The 16,637-nt window shown below is 59.4% G+C and carries 14 protein-coding genes, 1 pseudogene and 1 riboswitch; of the genes and pseudogenes, 7 read left to right on the top strand and 8 right to left on the bottom strand.

Features of this window, described 5'->3' with window-relative positions; all coding sequences use genetic code 11:
* Positions 1-220 precede the first annotated feature (220 nt).
* Positions 221-425, bottom strand: a riboswitch (cobalamin riboswitch).
* A 406-nt stretch (positions 426-831) separates the two neighbouring features.
* Entirely contained in the window at positions 832-2,238 is a 1,407-nt protein-coding gene (locus JW799_RS15105; RefSeq protein WP_080834644.1) for an NAD-dependent malic enzyme, read from the bottom strand.
* A 244-nt stretch (positions 2,239-2,482) separates the two neighbouring features.
* Here JW799_RS15105 and JW799_RS15100 point away from each other — a divergent pair, with 244 nt between their 5' ends.
* Positions 2,483-2,818: a PadR family transcriptional regulator gene (locus tag JW799_RS15100; protein ID WP_080834648.1), complete on the top strand. Its 336-nt coding sequence runs from the start codon at positions 2,483-2,485 to the stop codon at positions 2,816-2,818.
* Positions 2,818-4,200 carry an FtsW/RodA/SpoVE family cell cycle protein gene (locus tag JW799_RS15095; protein ID WP_205430522.1) on the top strand — a complete coding sequence of 461 codons (1,383 nt, stop codon included), beginning with the start codon at positions 2,818-2,820 and terminating at the stop codon, positions 4,198-4,200. Before JW799_RS15100 ends, JW799_RS15095 begins: the two co-directional genes overlap by 1 nt.
* Positions 4,201-4,323: 123 nt before the next feature.
* Here the strand turns inward: JW799_RS15095 and JW799_RS15090 are convergent, their stop codons facing one another.
* Both JW799_RS15090 and JW799_RS15085 read right to left on the bottom strand, forming a co-directional pair.
* The gene (locus JW799_RS15090; protein WP_205430519.1) at positions 4,324-5,478 is read right to left on the bottom strand and encodes an MFS transporter; all 1,155 of its coding nucleotides are present in this window, start codon (positions 5,476-5,478) and stop codon (positions 4,324-4,326) included.
* A 30-nt stretch (positions 5,479-5,508) separates the two neighbouring features.
* Complete coding sequence (locus JW799_RS15085; RefSeq protein WP_080834654.1) at positions 5,509-6,408, bottom strand: DUF72 domain-containing protein; 900 nt, start codon at positions 6,406-6,408, stop codon at positions 5,509-5,511.
* A gap of 248 nt (positions 6,409-6,656) precedes the next feature.
* Between JW799_RS15085 and JW799_RS15080 the strand changes: the two genes are divergently transcribed.
* Positions 6,657-6,947, top strand: a complete 291-nt coding sequence (locus JW799_RS15080) for a hypothetical protein (protein ID WP_080834660.1) — start codon at positions 6,657-6,659, stop codon at positions 6,945-6,947.
* A gap of 223 nt (positions 6,948-7,170) precedes the next feature.
* On the opposite strand, the gene JW799_RS15075 is transcribed toward JW799_RS15080, so the two are convergent.
* From JW799_RS15075 to JW799_RS15065, 3 genes are all read right to left on the bottom strand, one after another.
* On the bottom strand, positions 7,171-8,268 hold the full coding sequence (locus tag JW799_RS15075) for a hypothetical protein (RefSeq protein WP_205430517.1): 1,098 nt from the start codon (positions 8,266-8,268) through the stop codon (positions 7,171-7,173).
* Positions 8,269-8,358: 90 nt separating this feature from the next.
* Entirely contained in the window at positions 8,359-9,813 is a 1,455-nt protein-coding gene (locus JW799_RS15070) for a sensor histidine kinase (protein ID WP_205430515.1), read from the bottom strand.
* Complete coding sequence (locus JW799_RS15065) at positions 9,810-10,517, bottom strand: response regulator transcription factor (protein ID WP_205430512.1); 708 nt, start codon at positions 10,515-10,517, stop codon at positions 9,810-9,812. The genes JW799_RS15070 and JW799_RS15065 overlap by 4 nt, the downstream gene beginning before the upstream one ends.
* A gap of 1,020 nt (positions 10,518-11,537) precedes the next feature.
* Here JW799_RS15065 and JW799_RS15060 point away from each other — a divergent pair.
* From JW799_RS15060 to JW799_RS15045, 4 genes are all read left to right on the top strand, one after another.
* On the top strand, positions 11,538-12,548 hold the full coding sequence (locus tag JW799_RS15060) for an ATP-binding cassette domain-containing protein (protein ID WP_080834671.1): 1,011 nt from the start codon (positions 11,538-11,540) through the stop codon (positions 12,546-12,548).
* Positions 12,545-13,360 (top strand): ABC transporter permease, encoded by an 816-nt coding sequence (locus JW799_RS15055; RefSeq protein ID WP_205430510.1) that lies wholly within the window; start codon positions 12,545-12,547, stop codon positions 13,358-13,360. The genes JW799_RS15060 and JW799_RS15055 overlap by 4 nt, the downstream gene beginning before the upstream one ends.
* Positions 13,361-13,438: 78 nt before the next feature.
* The gene (locus tag JW799_RS15050) at positions 13,439-14,113 is read left to right on the top strand and encodes a response regulator transcription factor (protein WP_080834674.1); all 675 of its coding nucleotides are present in this window, start codon (positions 13,439-13,441) and stop codon (positions 14,111-14,113) included.
* Positions 14,110-15,189 carry a sensor histidine kinase gene (locus tag JW799_RS15045; protein WP_205430508.1) on the top strand — a complete coding sequence of 360 codons (1,080 nt, stop codon included), beginning with the start codon at positions 14,110-14,112 and terminating at the stop codon, positions 15,187-15,189. The genes JW799_RS15050 and JW799_RS15045 overlap by 4 nt, the downstream gene beginning before the upstream one ends.
* A gap of 92 nt (positions 15,190-15,281) precedes the next feature.
* On the opposite strand, the gene JW799_RS15040 is transcribed toward JW799_RS15045, so the two are convergent.
* Positions 15,282-15,611 (bottom strand): YnfA family protein, encoded by a 330-nt coding sequence (locus JW799_RS15040; RefSeq protein ID WP_080835509.1) that lies wholly within the window; start codon positions 15,609-15,611, stop codon positions 15,282-15,284.
* 141 nt (positions 15,612-15,752) lie between these two features.
* A pseudogene (locus tag JW799_RS15035) lies at positions 15,753-16,633 on the bottom strand (carbohydrate ABC transporter permease).
* Positions 16,634-16,637: the final 4 nt, after the last annotated feature.

Raw genomic sequence — 16,637 nt, 5'->3', positions numbered from 1 at the left:
TGCACTACCACAATCCTTTCTGTCTGATTTCGAGGACTGCGCTTGAGCGATGAATGAATCTTCGAAACTTCCAACCGGTCGCTGCACGACAAAACCCTGCCTCCGTCTATCGGAAGCAGGGTCAGCAAATCAGGCTAAAGACGAACGGCACCCCTTGCGCACAGGGGCGTCAACGTCTTGGCGTATCCTGATCGAGCCGATCCTTTCCGCGAAGGATTCCGTTGGCTAAGCGCAGCTGGCAGGTTTCCTGGCTCCCCGGCCTTGCAGCTTCCCCCCGGCCTTCCCGCTTCCATCGGAAGCAGTGGCATCGTCGGGGTCGTTTCCGGGTTACAGTGGCGGGACCGCGCCGGACTCTCACCGGCTTCCCTTTTACCCTTGACGCGGACCTCCTGTCCGGACAAGGCACCAACTGGCTGAAAAATCATTCAAATGTTCAAGCGGCGGCCGCTTCTATCGAATTATAACGTACTCGGTCGGGAATGAATAGTACCGCGGGGTCCGCCGATCGCCTTCGAGGGCGTTTTGTGCGCAAACTGTTACAATCTTCCGCGTTTTAGCGTATACTTGGGGTCGGCGGCGGCCGCGCGCCGCCTCGCCGAAATTTTCACGGGAGCGTGAACCGCATGAGCAAATCGAAAAGCAAAAAAGCACGCCAAAAAGAAGAACGCTCCGGGCTCTTAAGTCCCGAAGCGCTCCGGGGACGATGGCAGCGCAAGCCGCAAACGCAAATCGTCCGAAACGGAAAAGCAGAGCAGCGCCGAACGCTGTGCCGCCGAAAAGGCAGCCGCGACGGCGCTGATTTTTTTGGCATGGCGATGCCGGCTTCGGAAATTACCGGAAATCCGGCGGCGTGCGCCGGGCGACGCCGGTCAATATTGCCGTTTCGATGACGGCGTGCCGGACTTTGGCCACCACCTGCTCGTTGAAAATGCTCGGTATGATATACTGCGCGTTCAGTTCGCCCGCCGACACGACCGAAGCGATGGCGCGGGCCGCCGCCAGCTTCATCGGCTCGTTGATGATGCGCGCCCGGCAATCCAGCGCTCCGCGGAAAATGCCCGGGAACACGAGCACGTTGTTGATCTGGTTCGGATAGTCGCTCCGCCCGGTCGCAAATACGCGCACGATCGGCAGCGCCGCCTCGGGGTCGATTTCCGGATGCGGGTTCGCCATGGCGAAAACGATGCGGTCCGCCGCCATTTTTCCGACATCCTCCGCATTCAGCACCCCGCCGCGGGACACTCCGATGAACACGTCCGCGTCCCGGATCACTTCCTTCAGCGTTCCCGGCTCGGCCTCCACCTGCGGCTGCTCGGACAGCCAGTGCCACATCGGATGGTCCGAATACGAGCCGCCGCGCACGATCGCGCCTTCGCGGTCGACCGGCACGAGCCTGCGGACGCCGGCGGCCAGCAGCATTTTGCATATCGAGACGCCGGCCGCTCCGATGCCGTTCACGACGACGCGAACCTGGTCGATCCGCTTGCCGACGACCTTCAGCGCGTTCAGCAGTCCCGCGATGACGACGATGGCCGTTCCGTGCTGATCGTCGTGGAAAATCGGAATATCGAGCTGCTCCGCAAGCCGCGTTTCGATTTCGAAGCAGCGCGGAGACGCGATATCCTCCAAATTGATGCCGCCGAAAATCGGCGCGATTGCCTTGATCGTCCGGATAATTTCCTCCGTATCCTTCGTGTCCAGACAGATCGGAAAAGCGTCGACGTCCGCCAGCTGCTTGAACAGCATCGCCTTCCCTTCCATGACCGGCGCCGCCGCGTACGGCCCGATGTCGCCGAGGCCGAGCACCGCCGTGCCGTCCGTGACGACGGCTACCGTATTCCGCTTGATCGTCAGCGAATACGCCTTGTCGCGATTTTCATGGATCGCCGCCGACACCCGGGCGACGCCGGGCGTATACACCCTGGACAAATCGTCGCGGTTGCGGATCGGCAAGCTCGGCTGAATGGCGATTTTGCCGCCCAAATGCGCCAGAAACGTGCGGTCGGACACGTTGATCAACTGGACCCCGTCCAGCGCTTTTAACGATTCGACGACCTGCGATTCCCCTTCTTCCGTTATATGTACCGTAATGTCCCGAACGGAAACGTCTTGCCCCGAGCGGATGACGTCGATGGACGTAATGTCCCCGCCCGCCCGTCCGATGGCCGAAGCCACGTCTCCGAAGTGAATGAGCGAATGATTCAGTTCCAAGCGAACGATTATGCTGTTGTAGGCCACTGTGCTTCCTCCTTGCATTTTATAAATGCCGCAGAAATAGTCTTCGTTGGGATTGAAGCCGCTTATTCGCGCGAACATTAAATGTTTCGACAAAGAAGCGCCGAATCCTGCCTGCCCGGCGACTCGCCTGTCGCCCTCCGGTGTTTCGATCTTCGTTTTGGCTATTGACCGGGCTTTGTTTCGCGATTAAAATATACCTAGATATTCGATACATAGATTATCGATGCATAAGGCGGAGGTTTCGATGAAAATCGGCAAAGAACTGATGAAAGGCAGCACGGTCATTCTCGTGCTTACCCTTCTCGACCGCAAGGAAATGTACGGATACGAGATGGTCAAGGAGCTGGAACGCCTGTCGGCCGGCGTATTCAACCTGAAGGAGGGTACGCTTTATCCGATTCTCCACGCCTTGGAAGCGCAACGGATGGTGGAGGCGTACTGGCACAACGAAGGGGGCCGCCAGCGCAAATATTACCGCATCACCGATCAGGGCCGCCTGCAGCTGGAGGAGCGGAAACGGGAATGGTCTCTTTTCAGCGCGACGGTCAACCGCGTGCTCGGGGAAGGGGGCGCGTCCTGATGGCGCTCGACCGAAACGAGCGGGTAGAGGCGTTTCTCGATCAGGTGTGCTCGCAAGTGAAGGCGAAGGAAATGCACGGGGAGATCCGTCTGGAGATCGGCGGGCATTTGGAGGAGGCGATCGCCGCAAGGCGCGGCGAAGGCGTTTCCGAAGAGGAGGCCGTCCGGCTTGCGATCGAATCGATGGGCGATCCGAAGCGAATCGGAAAGCATCTGCACAGCGTGCATAAGCCCAAAACGGAGTGGAGCGTCCTCCTGCTGACCGCGCTTCTGGTCGGGATCGGGATCGTGACGATGCTCGGCATCCAGCTAAGCGCCGTCGATCAGCGGATTTCCGGCATGGCTTTTGCCGTCCGCAAGGCGATGTTCTCCGTTATCGGATTCGGCCTGTTGCTTCTGCTCTATTTTGCCGATTATCGCAAACTCAAAGGGTGGATAAGGCCGCTGTACGGGGCGGCTTCCGTTCTGCTGCTTCTGCCGCAAGCGTGGTTGTGGGGACCGACGGTCGTAAACGGGAGCAAGGCTTGGATTTCGCTCGGCCCTTTCACCCTGCACGCCCCGACGTTGGCCCTTTACCTTTTCGCCGCGGCCATCGCCGGACGGGTTAGCCTGGAGGAACGGAAACCCCGCCGTTCTCTTCGGGAACAAGCTTTCTTTTTCGCCAAGGATTTCATCGTTTACTATGCGATTCCGGGAATTCTTTACTTGAGCTGCGGTTCGGCGACGACGTTTGCCGTTCATTTTATTTGCGTCACCGTCCTGCTGCTTGTCGGAAAACGTTGGAAACGGGCTGCCGCTTACGGCGCGCTGGTTGTCGCGATTCCGGCGATCGCGGCGTTCGGTATGCCGTCGTTGTTTGCCTTGTCCGGCAAGCTTGCTCTTTATTATGACCGGCTTAGGACGTATTTCGGTTACTACTCCGATCCGAAGCTGGCCGATTTTTACTCGAACCGCAGTCTGGATGCCATCTCCTCGGCCGGCTGGTGGGGACAGGGCTTCGGGACGACGTTGAAAAACATTCCCTATACGTATAGCGAAAACGTATTGACCTACTTCATTTACAGCTTGGGCTGGGCGGCCGGCATCGCTTTTGCGGCGATTCTGCTGCTGTATGGCGCGCGCATCTTCGGCATGGCCAGGCAAACGGCCGACCCGTTCGCTTCCTCGCTCGTGATCGGGTTGTTTTCCGTCATCGCCGGCAAGTTCGCGTTGAGCCTGCTGATGACGTTCGAGCTGCTGCCTCCCCATAGCTCGGCTCCCCCCTTCATCGCCTACGGCGGCCTGAACCAGGTGCTGGAGCTGGCGGCGGTCGGCCTGATGCTGAGCGTGTACCGGCGCAAGGACATGGTCCCGCGCGACGCCGCATCCGGCAGGGCGAAATAACCCGCGGCGGTCCGCAGGGCCATTAGCGAAAGACGCTAGCGGCCCTGCCCGCGCTCGTGCCGTCCGTGCCCGCGTTGCCGTCTGCCCCATGCTCCGGCCGTCGCCCGCCGCCTGCTTGTTCGCTCAAGCGTCGGCCGGCGACGGCCGGAGCCGTTTTTTCCACAAATAAAATCCGTATACGAACGCCACCGCCGCGAGAGCGGCCATGATCCGGTACAGCGACTGCCCGCCGAGGCGCTCCATCAGCCAGCCCCCCGCCGACGAGCCGACGATGCCGGATATGCCGAAAAACAGCACCGTCATCACCGTCTGCCCCGTCGATTTCCACTGCTCGGGGACGATCGAATGGAGATATTGGATCGCCGCCACGTAAAACAGGGCGAACGTCACCCCCTGAAAGACTTGCATGGCGACGAGCGGCAGCGGTTCCGTCACAAGCGAACTCAGCCCGAAGCGAACCAAGTACATGCCGGCCGAGACCGCCATGACCGCCAATTCCTTGCCGGGCTTGATCAGCTTGGCGCTCAGGGCGAAAAACAGCGCCTCCGACAGCGTCATCGCAAACCACGCCATGCCGGTATGTCGGACATTGCCGCCCATTTCCTCGATGTAGAGGCCGATGTACATGTCGTTCATTTTATGGGGAAGCGCCACCAGAAATACGAGAGCGAAGAAGGCCAGCATGCGCGGGTCCAGCATAAACGTCTTTAATTGCCCGAAAGCGATCGGCTTGGAGGAAGCTTTTACGTCCGACATGCTTAAGCCCAGCAGCAGCGTAACCAGTCCGAAGCCGAGAAAAATCCAGGCCAGGCTGCCCATCCCGAAAGCATGCAGAAACGTTCCCGCGGCCAGCGAGGTGAACGCGTAGCCCAGCGCCCCGAACGTCCGGATGGAACCGTAGCTGATGCCGACCCGCTGCGCCGTCTGCACGTTCAGGCTTTCGACCAGCGCGTCCGACGGCATGAAAAACAGATTCATCATCGCGACGAACAGCGCGAAAAGCCAAGCCTCCCGCGATTGAAACAGCAGCGTTCCGGCGATGACGGAGACCGTCAGGATGAAGAGCATGACTTTTTTGATCGTGCGGGTTCTATCGCAAACGATGCCCCAAAGCGGCTGGGAGACGATGCTGATCAGGCTGCCCATCCCGAGGATGAGGCCGATTTCCGTTTTGGAAATGCCGATTTGGCTTGCGTAAACGGGAAGAAACGAAATAAAAAGCGCAAACAAGGAAAAGAACCCGATATTGAAACCTCGAAGACGTACGGCTATGCTCACTCTGCGACTAGCTCCCTCTATGCGATGTTGTCAAAATAAATTCAGTTGTTCGGGAGGCTCCTCCCCGGATTCGGCGAATGGGCCGCGCGGATCGTTCGGCCGCTTCCCGTCGGGAGCGGTCAAATCGAGCTTCTCCATCATCCGCTTCGCGTTGGCGGCGGCGTCCCCGCCCGAGTTGTTGTTGAAAATGACGTAAACGTCCCGGCACATTTCCGCCAGCCGTTCCAGACGAACGCGCCACTCGTCCAGCTCCTCCTCGCCGTACTTGTACAAATAGCGCACCTCCCGCCAGTTCGGCGCGCCGGCCGCCTGCCAGCCCGCCGCATTGCGGCCGTGCATGCGAACGACGACCGTGTCGGGATCGGTCGCGCGCAGGACGGTCGGAACGGACCCGGCTCCCGCTTGGGGCTCGTCGCACACGCTATGGATCCAGCCCTGCTCCTCCATAAATTCCAGCGTCTTCTCGCGGAATTCCGGCGCGAACCAGCTTTGATGCCTGAACTCGAGCGCGCAGGGAAATCCGTTCATCCGCCTTCTCGTCTCCCGCAATTGCTGAACGTTTTCCCTCGTGCAATCGAACCACGGAGGGTATTGAAACAGCGCCGCCGCGAGCCGCCCCGCCGCAAACGCCGGCTCCAGCGATTCGCGGAACGCCTCGTACATCGCCTCCGTTCCGCCCGCCTCGGCGCGCGGCTGGCCGCGCTGATGCCCGGTCATTCCCTGGTACGCCTTCACGACGAAGCGCAGCGTCTCCGGCGTCTCCTCCACCCAGCGAGCGAAGCGCTCCTTCGGCTGGATCGCATAAAAGGAGCTGTCCACTTCGACGACGGGAAAGTGGCTTCCGTACGCTTTCAATTTATCTTTTGCTTTGACGGAAGGATCGTACAGCCGGTCGTGATCCCCCCAGCCCGCAAGTCCGATATGGATCATAAGCGCCTCCTTGAACCGAATCGAAGCGTGCGCCTGTCGTCATCTTTTCCGCTGGCGCGCTTATCCTATCATAATCCGTTCTTGGTTTTTTGTCATATTTCCCTCTTTTTCCCTAATTGTAAATTTGATAAGATGATTCCTATAAAGCAGGTATAAAAACGGATATTGAACCGATCCTCTCAACCTTCACATGACGAGCCCCTTGAACGAGAAATCGGCCATTCCTTCATTCGGGAGGTCGCTTCGGCATGGTTTATCTCTCGCTTCAATTGTCGCAAAGCTTTTTGCAGCAGGCGCTTCGCGCCGGTCAATTCGAGCATTTGAAAGTGCGGGTGCACGATACCCACCTGGTCGTTTACTCGCTGGAAGGCGACGAGGAGGCTTTGCGCGCCCTGTTCCTGCAGCTTCGGGCCAACCGCTTCTGGCTCAATATCGCAAGCCCGAAGGGCAAAATTCAGCCCACCCCCTTCATCGGTTCGGTTAGAGAGCTGTTCCCGATCCTGACCGACAAGCTGGCCTTTTCCCTCGTGCGCTGGTAACGCCCGTGTGCGTTGTCTCCGCTCTGCTGGTATAATCAGAGGACAACGGATCAGGGTGGTGACAGCGTGGAAGGACGTAAAGCCGTCTTATGGCTGACCGGATTTATTTTGCTCGTTTTCGTCTTTGTCGTCGTCATCTGGCTTGCCATTAGGTAAATGCCGCGAACAACTGTCCATCCACGGCAAGAAAGAAAGGCCGTCCTCGCCGGACGGCCTCTTTCCTTTATTTCAGCGTGATGACGTAGCTGACGAATCCTTCCTCCTTGTAGGTCGTCGCCAGCAGCTTTTTGCCCGAAGCGCTCCAGCGGAGCGTGGCGGCCGCGCTCTGGACGTCGACCGATAGCTCGGTCGCCTCGCCGGTCAGCGTATCGGCGACGATGATGCCGCCTTCGCCCCCGTCTTCGGAAATAAGATTGTAAGCGACCTTCGTGCTGTCCGGCGACCAGGCAACGCCGAATACTTGCGTGGCGGTGCCGAGCTTGAGCAGCTCGTTGCCCTTCGGATCGACGATATACAGCGTGCGGGTCGTTTCCGTCGCTTTCCGGACGAGCGCCAGCTGCTTGCCGTCCGGGGACGCGGCGACAGTCACCGCCGAATCGGACAGCTCTTCCGGCTCCGAGCCGCCGTCGGCCCGAAAATAAAGCTTCTCGCCGGCGATGTAAAAGAGGCCTTCGTCCGTCTTGGCCGCCGAAACGATGCGCGCGTCTTCCGGGCCTTCGAACAGCACCTCGGCGTTGCCCTCCGTATCCGAGGCGACGAGCGCCCCTTCCATCGTCTGGAACATGACGGTCGAATTGTCCAGCCATTGCGCGTCGCCGAATTCGATGAGGAAATCGCCCGTCGCGACCTTTTCTTTCGTTTCCATGTTCAGAATGAAGCCGTGCGCGGATTCTTCGTAATTTTGCTTGTAAAACAGATGCTTTCCGTCCGGCGACAGCACGGCGAAATTCTGGTTTTGGCTTTCCGGGTTTACCGCCTCGGCCGTACCCGCGTTCAGATCGTACGCGTACAGATTGTTCGGCGGCTGGGTCGACCCTTCCACCTGGATCGGCTCGACGTCCGGATTTGGCTTCATGACGAGAAGGGAATCCTCGGTCAGAAACCCGTTGCCCATGCCCTCGACGTTTTTGATGTTCGCGACCTCGATCGGTCCCGCGGCCGGCGCGGGCGTCTCGACGACCGTAATCGTTTTATCCGGTTTCTCGATCGTTTGCCGGGCCCCCGCGTTTTCCTCCCCGCTTCCTCCCGAGCAGGCCGCGACGGCGAGCGCCAGGCTGATGACGGCGCCGATAGAGGCGATTTTCTTGTTTGTTCTTTGCATGCGAATTGCTCCCCTTTCCTTGTCGATGAGTTCATCTTAACGGAAGGTTGTATCGGCGCCGTCTCGAATTGTTTCCAACTTGTAAAAACTTTATTTTTTTGCCGAAACGGGCAAACGGACCTCGACTTCCGTTCCCGGCCCGGAATCGGGGGCGGACACGGAGATGACGCCGCCTTGCTTTTCCGCAAGCTCCCGGACGAGCGCAAGGCCCAGCCCGGTGCCGCCGTAGCTGCGGGCGCGGTCTTTGCTTACCGTATAGAACGGCTCAAAAATTTTTTCCCGCGCTTCGAACGGAATGCCGATTCCGGTGTCCGTCACCCGAACGAGCGCTTCCCTTTTCTCCATTCGGCAGCGCACCCGAACTTTTCCGCCCGGGACGTTATATTTAACCGCGTTGTCGATCAGATTGATAAACACGTGAACGAGGCTTTCGCGATCCGCCCAGCACGACGCTTCCTCCAGCTCGAGCAGCAGCTCGACGCCGTAACGCTCCGCCTTGCCGCGCATCCGGCCGCAGAGCTCTTCCAGCAGCTCCTTCAGGTCGACCCGCTCCGCATGCTGGTCGAAATCGTACTTTTCCATCGCCGACAGCCGAAGCACTTTCTCCACCATTTCGTACAGCCGTTCCGTCTCTTTGCCGATGCTCGTCGCCGCTTCCGCCGCAAGCTGCGGATCGTCGCGGTAAAGATCGAGCAAGTCGACGTAGGCTTTGATGGACGTAAGCGGAGTTTTGAACTCGTGGCTCACGTTGCCGATAAATTGCTTTTGCCGCTCGATATGCTCCTCGATCGCCCCGCTCATAAAATAAATATCCTCGCCAAGCTCCCCGAGCTCGTCCCTCCGGCGGACCGGAATCGCCCGCAGATACCTTCCCGTACGAATTTGCTGCGACGCTTTCCGCAGCTTGCCGATCAAGGAAGCGATGCGATGGAAGTACAAATAGCCGATGACGAACCCCGCCGCGAAAACGACGATGCCCGCGGTCCGGAACAGCTCCCGGATCGTTTCCAAAAAATCCTGCGAGCTTTTTAGCGAATATTGCAGCCGCACGACCCCGATCATCCGATCCTCCACCCGCAGCGGCGAAAAGTAAATCAGCGAATCGCCGGACGTCTCGTAAGCGATCGCGCCGTCCAGCGCAAAGCCGAGCGTGTCCGCGACGTCATTGTCCCCGACGCCCGGCAAGGAATTGCCCACCTCTCGGCCCGACGCGTCGTACAAGTACGTTTGCATGCCGTTCAGCGATGTAATGTAGAGGGCGAGTCGTTGTCCCCGCTGGGTCATGAACTCCTCGTCCGTCAGCGGATTTTCCAGACTGTAGTAACTTTGCCTTACGTATTGCTCCGCGGCCCGGCTGTAACGCGAAAGCTCGGCTTCCGTTTGCCGCCGCTGGTTGCTCTCGATTCCGCGCAGCACGAGCTCGCTCATGACGAGAACGGTGAGCAGCAGCAAAAGCGCCAGCACCACGCTCAGCTTCACCTTAAGGCTCAGCTTGAACCTGCGCTTTTTTCCGGCATTGCGCTCCGGCTTTCCGGCGCCCTTCATGGCCGTTCTCCTCCGCCGCCCGTCCCCGTGCCTTTATAGCCGACGCCGTATACGGTTTGCAGCAAATGCTGATTCGCCTCGCCCAGCTTTTTGCGCAGTCTTTGAATATGGATGTCGACCGTCCGCGTTCCGCCCGCGTAGTCCATGCCCCATACGAGATCAAGCAGCTGCTCCCGCGAAAATACCCGTTCCGGGTGTCCGAGCAGGTAAGCCAGCAAATCGAATTCCTTCGGCGTCAGCTCGACCGGGCGGCCCCGGACCGTTAACGTCCGCTCCGTCTTGCTGAGACGGACTTCCCCGGCGACCAGCTCTTCGCGATCGGCTTCCGTGCCGCCGGCATGCTCCATCCGTCTGGCCAGCGCCTTCACTCTGGCGAGCAGCTCGCGGACGTCGAACGGCTTCGTGACGTAATCGTCCGCGCCGAGTTCGAGGCCGAGCACTTTGTCCACGATATCGTTTTTGACGGTCAGCAAAATAATGCCCGTGCCCTGCCGATTTTCCAGCTTCCGGCACACCTCGTAGCCGTTCAGCTTCGGCATCATGACGTCGAGCAAAATGACGTGCGGCCGGAACGAGGCGGCTTTCGAGAGCGCCGCTTCCCCGTCGTTCGCCGTTTCGACCGTATAGCCTTCCCTGCGCAGCGCGTACGCCAACGCGCCCACGATGCTCTGCTCGTCGTCCACGACCAGCACCCGTTTCTCCATGGCGATCCCGCTCCTTGCGCCCCAAAAGTTCCTATGACCTTGTAGATCGGTCTCGAATTTTTATATCGATGGTCGATAAACCAACGTGCCTGGCATCCTCTATTGTAACATTACGGAGCCTCGCGCATCGTGCGGGAGCGCAATTCGCTCCAACCTTCCGCCTGTCCATGTACCCGTATGATTTATCATACAAAGTCGTCGCATTTGGCAGCGCTGTGCACGTTTTTGTATGATATTTCGTACAAACTCCCGTCTTTTGCCGCCTTCGCGATGTCATTTGTACGATTTATCATACAAATCCACCGCATTTGGCGGTTTCGCACACGCTTTTGTATGATATTTCGTACAAACTCCCGTATTTTGCCGCCTTCGCGATGTCATTTGTATGATTTATCATACAAATCTCGATTCCCGCACCAAGCTGGAACGTCCGAGCGTTTCCATTATCTTTGCAACAGTCGCTTTACGACAGGTGAGTACCGGGTTTGCCATAAGTGCAAACCGTTGCTTGGGTATAATACCCGTGACTCACGGGAAAGTCCAAATACAGCGGCATGTTCCGAGTTTCGCGGCCATCGTCGTCACATTTCGCGGTTTCGGCGAACTGCCGCTCGACGGCGTTGTGCCTTTCCGTTAACCTCTTCTGGCCGGGTGAGGCGCCGAATTTGTCAGTCAGGCGTCGGGCCTTCTCATCCGCCTACATCCCACGAATATCGATTCGTCATCTTCGCTACCTTTCCGTTCAAAATCATTTCGCCCTCCCTCGTCGGGAGGTGTAAGCGCCGGTCTTGCCAAAGGCGCAATTTTCGCCTTCATTCCCTGGCGAGAGGCCGGCTGCCCGCGTTATGGGCGCAATTTTCGCCTTCATTCCCCGGCGCGCGGCAGGCTGCCCGCTTTAAGGGCGAAATTTTCGCCCTCCTTCCCGCCAAGCGGTACGCGGCCCGCGCACGCTTCAATTCATATTCAGTTCATAAACGTCGTTTACGATCCCCTAAACCATCCGTTAAGGGAGGAGAAACAATGAAGGGTTCCAATAACGGGGTGTGGGCGATCGAAGCCGACAGCCTCGTCAAAACGTTCGGCGACAAGCGCGCGGTCGACGGCGTGAATTTGCAGGTGCGCGCAGGCACGATCTACGGCGTGCTGGGACCGAACGGAGCGGGCAAAACGACGACCATCCGCATGCTCGCCACGCTGCTTCGGCCGGACGCGGGTTCGGCCCGCATCTTCGGGCACGATGTGGCGAAAGAGCCGCACGTCGTCCGGCAGTTGATCGGGGTGACGGGCCAATACGCCTCGGTCGACGAATCGCTCAGCGCCGTCGAAAACCTCGTCGTCTTCTCCAGGCTGCTGGGCCTCGGACGCGCCGAAGCGCGGCGAAAGACGGCGGAGCTGCTGGAGGAATTCGGCTTGACGGAAGCGGCGAAGCGGCCGTTGAAAAACTTCTCCGGAGGCATGCGCCGCCGGCTGGATCTCGCGGCAAGCCTGATTGCGCAGCCGCCGCTCATCTTTCTGGACGAGCCGACGACCGGGCTGGATCCGCGCACGCGGGCCCAGATGTGGGAAACGATCCGCAGGCTCGTGAAGACGGGGTCGACCGTGCTGCTGACGACGCAATATCTCGATGAGGCGGATCAGCTGGCCGACCGGATCGCGGTCATCGATCGCGGCCGCGTCGTCGCCGAAGGCACGGTCGATGAACTGAAGGCTTCGGTCGGCACGTCGACGCTGCACCTTCGCGTGCAAAATCCGCTCCACGGCGAGAAAACCCGCCGCATCATCGAACAGGCGCTTCAGGTCGAGGCGAGCGTTTCGGCGGAAACCGGAACCTTCACGGCGCCCATGACGGACGCCGATAAAGTCGCCGACCTGCTGATCGCCATCCGCGCGGCGGGAATCGGGCTGGCGGAGATGAGCGTTCAGAAGCCGACGCTCGACGAGGTTTTTCTGACCATGACCGGACAAGGCGTTCAGGATAACGCACAGCAAGCGCACGAGCAAACGAACGAAGCGAAGGAGGCCATCCGATGAAAAGCGCAGCTCTGAATCCCGGGGCCGGCCGCCCCTTGAAAAAACGCGCGAGCTTCGGCCAGTCGGTCCGCAACTCGTTCACGATGGCCTATCGCGGCCTGCTGAAATTCCGCCGGACGCCGGAACAATTTTTCGACGTGACGATTCAGCCGATCATTTTCACCCTGATGTTCACCTATATTTTCGGCGGGGCCATTTCGGGCAACGTGCTCGATTATTTGCCGGTGATCATCCCCGGCATCCTGGTCCAAACCGTCATCACCTCCTCGGTCGTCACCGGCGTGCAACTGCGGGAAGATATGGACAAGGGCGTGTTCGACCGGTTCAAGTCGCTTCCGATCGCGCGCATCGCCCCGCTCGCGGGAGCCTTGCTGGCGGACACGATCCGGTATACAATTGCGACGGTGCTGACGTTCGCCATGGGATACGTCATGGGCTACCGGCCGGACGGAGGATTGGGGTTCGTCGCCGTCGTCGCGCTGCTCGTCATCGCTTGCGCCTGGGCGATCAGCTGGATTTTCGCGTTTTTCGGCGTCATTGCGCGCACGGCCTCGAGCGTTCAAGGGATTTCGATGATCGTCCTGTTCCCGCTTACCTTCGTCTCCAACGCATTCGTGCCGGTCGAGACGATGCCGGATTGGCTGAATTGGTTCGCCAGCGTCAACCCGGTTTCGCATCTGGTCAACGCGGTGCGCGAATTGGCCAACGCCGGAACGATCGGATCGGACTTCGCCGTTTCCCTGATCGGCGCCGCCGTCGTCGTGGCCGTGTTCGCGCCGCTCACCGTACGCGCTTATATGCGCCGGACGTAAAAGATAAGATAGGACGGTCGGATGAACCTTTTGCCCAAGCCCGGCGCTTAACGGCAGATTGAATGGGAGGAAACCGGAATGACCCGCATATTGGTCGTCGACGACGATCCGCATATCCGCGAATTGGTCGGACATTTTTTGCGGCTGGAAGGCTTTGCCGTGCTTGAAGCCGCGAACGGGCTGGACGCCTTGCGCATGCTCGACGACGCGAAGGCCGATCTGGTCGTGCTCGACATTATGATGCCCGTCATGGACGGATGGGAACTGTGCCGCGAGCTGCGCGAGCGCGCCGACCTGCCCCTGCTCATGCTCTCGGCCAAAGGCGAGCCTTCGCAAATCGTAAAAGGCTTCGAGCTCGGCACGGACGACTATCTCGTCAAGCCGTTCGACCCGATGGTGCTCGTCGCTCGCGTCAAGGCGTTATTGAAGCGATACCGCATCATGGCCTTGCAGACGGTGCAGATCGGAGACGTGACGCTGCGCCGCGATACGTTCGAGTGCCGGGTCGGCGATCGGGAGGTTACGCTTCCGCTCAAGGAATTCGAGCTGCTGTTCAAGCTGGCCGGCTACCCCGGAAAAACGTTTACGCGCGATCAGCTGATCGAGCAAATTTGGGGTTACGATTACGAGGGCGACGAAAGAACCGTCGACGTGCATATCAAACGGCTTCGGGAACGGTTTCCGGAAGAGCGGCACGGCTTCCGGATCCGCACGATCCGGGGCCTGGGGTATCGGCTGGAGGTGCCGGAATGAAGGGGGTTCCGTTGTTCGTCCACATCGCGATCAAAGTCTCCCTCTTCTTCGCGGCGCTGCTCCTGAGCTGGACCGCGGCGTTCTATTTGACGGCGGCGATCTATTCGCGAGTCGGCTGGGAACCTCACGGCCTGTTCGCCTTGATCGTCAACGCCATGCTCGGCTTTCTTATTTTCGGTTTCGGGGCGGCGATTTTGGGCCGGTTTATCCGATCCAAAGAGCATGTTTTTTGGACGGAATTGATCGAGGCGATCAGACGCATTTCGCGGGGCGATTTTCACGTCAATATCGAGCAGAGCTTCGGCGAACCGAACGGAAGGCAGCGGAAAAAGCATCCGCTGCATCAGCTCGTCGACAGCATTAACGATATGGCGGCGAACCTGAAGGCGATGGAGGAGCTGAGGCAGGAGTTTATCTCGAACGTTTCGCATGAAATCGGGACGCCGCTGACGTCGATCCGCGGGTTCGCCAGGGCGCTGAAGGACGATCGTCTGGATCCGGAGCAGCGGCAGCGGTATTTGACGGTCATCGAGGAGGAGTGCGCCCGCCTGTCGAAGCTCAGCGACAATCTGCTCAAGCTGGCGGTGCTGGACTCGGACCGGCATCCGTTTCATCCGGCGCCTTACCGGCTCGACAAACAGCTGACGGCCGTCATCCTCGCCTGCGAGCCGCAATGGGAAGCCAAAAACATCGACATGGACGTGTACGCGGAAGCCGTCGACATCGTCGCGGACGAGATGCTGATGAGCCAGGTATGGGTGAACCTCGTCCACAACGCCGTCAAGTTTACGCCCGAGGGCGGCAAAATCAGCGTTTTTCTCGCGCGCAAAGGAGATCGGGCGGTCGTCCGCGTCGCCGACACGGGGCCGGGGATCGCCGACGCGGATTTGCCGCGCATTTTCGAGCGCTTTTACAAAGCGGACAAGTCGCGGACCCGTTCGGCGGGAGGCAGCGGTCTCGGCCTTTCCATTGCGAAAAAAATCGCGGACATGCACCGCGGCTCGATTTCCGTGCGCAGCAGGCCGGGCGAGGGAACCGAATTTACGGTTGCGCTGCCGCTGCGTCAAGGAAAATAAAGTGGACCCCGTCTGCAGGGAAGAATCACCGGATCGGTCCGACGTAAAGACGCGAACCGAGATCGGACGGTCGCGGACATGAACAACCGCCGTCAATGCCTCGGCGCCCACAGAATAACGGCGACCCCCGCCAGACAAATCGCGGCGCCCAGCCAGTCGTAAGCATCCGGCGTTTTTTTGTCGATCAGCCACCCCCACAGCACGGCCATCACGATAAAAACCCCGCCGTAGGCGGCATAGACCCGCCCGAACGAGGGAAACTTCTGCAAGGTGGGCAAAATGCCGTACAGCACGAGAACGAGAGAGCCCGCGATTCCGTAGCCGAGCGGCTTCCCTTCCCTGAGCCAGAGCCAGACCAGATAGCCCCCGCCGATTTCGGCCAAACCGGCAAGCAGAAACAGCAGGACGCTTAACCCCCATATCAAATCGGTCACATCCTATCGTCGGAAAGCCGGACGCAAGCGTTCCGGGCTTCCTCGGTTTACCGTGATCATTCGACAAAAAGGGCGCGATGTCCTGCCGTCCATCCCCCTGCAGCCGGTCGCGCGAATCGCGGAAGGCGCTCAGCCTTTGACCGCCCCCGCGACCATGCCCTTCATGATTTGCTCCTGGAAAAGCAAATAAATGACGATCGTCGGGATAACGGCGACGGCCATCGCGGCCATCGTCAGGCTGTAATCGGTGCCGAACCCGTCGGAAAACAGCGACAGGCTGAGCGGCAGCGTTTTGAGCGATTGCGTGTTGATGAAGACGAGCGCGAAGGCGAATTCGTTCCAATAGCGGAGAAACGCCAGGATCGCAACGGTCGCCATCGCCGGCAGCGACAGGGGCAGCATCAGCTTGAACAGCACGCTCCAGTAGCCCATCCCGTCGATCAGCGCGGCCTCTTCGATTTCCTTCGGGATGGACGACATGTACGCGGCCATCAGAAACACCGCGATGGACAGCTCGAACGCCGTATACGGAAGAATCAGCGCCCAATAGGAGTCCAGCATTCCGAGCCGGTTTAGCATAATGAACAGCGGGACGAGCGTACTGTGGATCGGAATGAGCATGCCGAGAAGCAAAAACGACATAATCGCCCCCTTGGAGCGGAAGCTGTAACGGGACAGCACGAAGGCCGAAAGCGAAGCGAGCAGCAGCGTAAGGACAAGCGCCGCCGCGGTCACGATCATCGAGTTCACCATCGCCCGCCCCATCCCCCCAGCTCCCAGGCGCGGGTTACATTGGCCAGAACCGGCTCCAGTGGAAACGCGTAAGGGCGGTTGAAAAATTCCTCGTTCGTTTTAAACGCGCTGATAAATAGCCAGTACAAAGGGTAAAGCGTCAGCACGGCGTACGCGGCCAAAAGCAGGTTGCGAATCCACCGCCCGGCGGCGAAAATCGCCTTTCTTGCGCTGCCCGAAACGGGCGCGGGTGCGGGTTCGGTTATGACTTGCTTCATTTTT

The organism is Cohnella algarum, from assembly GCF_016937515.1.
Lineage (GTDB): Bacteria > Bacillota > Bacilli > Paenibacillales > Paenibacillaceae > Cohnella > Cohnella algarum.
Note: the sequence above shows the minus strand (reverse complement) of the source record. Positions and strands in the feature narration are given on the sequence as shown.